The following is a 2,197-nucleotide window of genomic DNA, read 5'->3' on the forward strand; positions in this document are numbered from 1 at the left end:
GTCCGAAAAACAAACCGGAGATTATAAATGTTCCGTCAGCAAACTATATAGCAGTTAGAGGTAAAGGTAATCCAAACGAAGAAGGCGGAGCGTACCAAAAAGCAATCGGCGTTTTATATGCGGTGGCATATACCCTGAAAATGAGTTATAAGACAGATTACAAAATAGAGGGATTTTTCGAGTATGTTGTGCCGCCTCTTGAAGGATTTTGGTGGCAAGACGGCATCTGCGGTATTGACTACTCCGATAAGTCAACTTTTAATTGGATTTCCGTAATTCGTCTTCCCGATTTTGTCACAAAAGCAGATTTTAATTGGGCGGTAGAAACAGCCACAAAAAAGAAAAAGATAGATTGTTCGGCGGCAGAATTTTTGACTGTTGATGAGGGACTATGCGTTCAAATTATGCACCAGGGTCCCTTTGATAATGAACCTGAAACGGTTGCCGTAATGGACGAGTATATAAAGGCAAACGGATATGTAAATGATATCACCGACAAACGGTTGCATCACGAAATATATATGTCGGATGCCCGAAAGGTTGCTCCCGTAAAATGGAAAACCGTAATCAGGCATCCGATAAGAAAAGTGTAAGAATTCCTATTGGTGGTGATTGAGTGGAAATTTTACTTGCAAAAAATCAAGATATTGACGGTTGGATGAATCTTGTATGCAAGGTCAAGGAAAACTTTCCCGGACTTGAAACGGCAGATGCTTTGAAGGAACATAGAAATACGGTTTTAGGTTTTATACATAAAGAATCGGCAATCTGTGCCAAGATTGAAGACAAGATAGTCGGTGCGTTGCTGTTTTCAAAAGATAACAATATGTTATGTTTTTTAGCAGTCGATGCCGAATATCGCAGACAGCATATTGCAGAAAAGATGGTATCCTATATGCTGAAATTTTTGGACCCTGAAAGAGACATTATTGTCACTACATACCGTGAAGGAGTGCAGGAAGGAATAGCCGCAAGAGCCTTCTATAAGCATTTAGGGTTTGTTGAGGGAAAACTGACAGAAGAATTTGGAAGTCCGGTTCAGGAATTTGTTTTAATACGCCATAGCACGAATTAAGAAGTAAATTACTTATTACATCTGTATAATGGTATTCATTAAAGAAGAGATGTAATAATGGATATTAAAACAATTAAGGAGAACAAACTTAACTGGAGACACAAAAGCAGAGAGAAGGTTCGAGCTGTGAGTAAACAAATTGCTTTACCGGTTTTTGCTACAGTGAGAATCAAGGAATCACATCCATTATCCAGATAAATCGGAGTATAAGAAATGTAAAAATCTGTGTTATCCAACCTGTCTCGGGTGTGTGTTGGAATCGCCTCGGCTCTGTGTGTAGTCAGTTCTCACAGGAGAGAAGAAAATGATGGAGCAGGTGGGAGAACCGCCGATCTTGGAGGATACATCAGAGTGAAAAACAAGAAAAGAGTGTGGCACTTGTTGTTATAGTTTTTTTGGCTACTACAAGTGTTCTGTATAATATTTATGACAATAACCGTTTTGTTATCGTAGAGCAAAATGTCATAATGGATGGATTGCCAGAAGAATTTGACGGATACCGCATATTGCATATTTCCGATTTGCATGGAAAATATTTGGGGGAAAATCAATCCGATTTGCTTGCCACAATCAATGCGTTGGATTATGACTGTATTATACTTACGGGTGATATGAACAAGTTTGAAGAAAGTGATTTGTCATCATCACAAGCTGTTTTTGATTTATTAAATGGTTTGGAAAACAAGGATACTGTTCTTTGGGTGGACGGAAATACAGGCCCCTTTGCAATCGAAACAGTAAATGGAAGTTGTACAGGAAAACTGACGAGCATAGGAAACGAATTAGAAGAGGTGGGTGTAACAGTTTTGCTTGCACCTGTTGAGATTAAAAAGGAAAATGAGAGCATCTGGTTTGTTCCTGAATTAAGCTGGGCAGATATTCAAATGAATTATTTGAGTGCAGAAAAGGATGTGTTTGATAATTCAGAAGACTACCGGAATGTGATTTCCTATGGTCAGGAATTACAACAATGGTATGAGCAGTTAAACAATACTGGAGATGTAAAAATCAGAGTCAATCACTTTCCAATACAGGCAAATATGACACAGGAAGATTGGAACGCTTTGGGTTATATTGATTACGATCTATCCATTGCCGGTCATTATCACGGAGGACAACTCC

3 protein-coding genes are annotated in these 2,197 nt (G+C 38.7%); all 3 read left to right on the forward strand.

Features of this window, described 5'->3' with window-relative positions:
* On the forward strand, positions 1-593 hold a 593-nt coding region (locus ACI4L0_RS10860), incomplete at its 5' end, for a GyrI-like domain-containing protein (protein ID WP_439800191.1).
* A 23-nt stretch (positions 594-616) separates the two neighbouring features.
* Entirely contained in the window at positions 617-1,075 is a 459-nt protein-coding gene (locus ACI4L0_RS10865) for a GNAT family N-acetyltransferase (RefSeq protein WP_439800192.1), read from the forward strand.
* A gap of 371 nt (positions 1,076-1,446) precedes the next feature.
* Positions 1,447-2,197: metallophosphoesterase (locus tag ACI4L0_RS10870; RefSeq protein ID WP_439800193.1), on the forward strand; the 751-nt coding region annotated here is incomplete at its 3' end.

The organism is Treponema sp., from assembly GCF_051883275.1.
GTDB lineage: Bacteria > Spirochaetota > Spirochaetia > Treponematales > Treponemataceae > Treponema_D.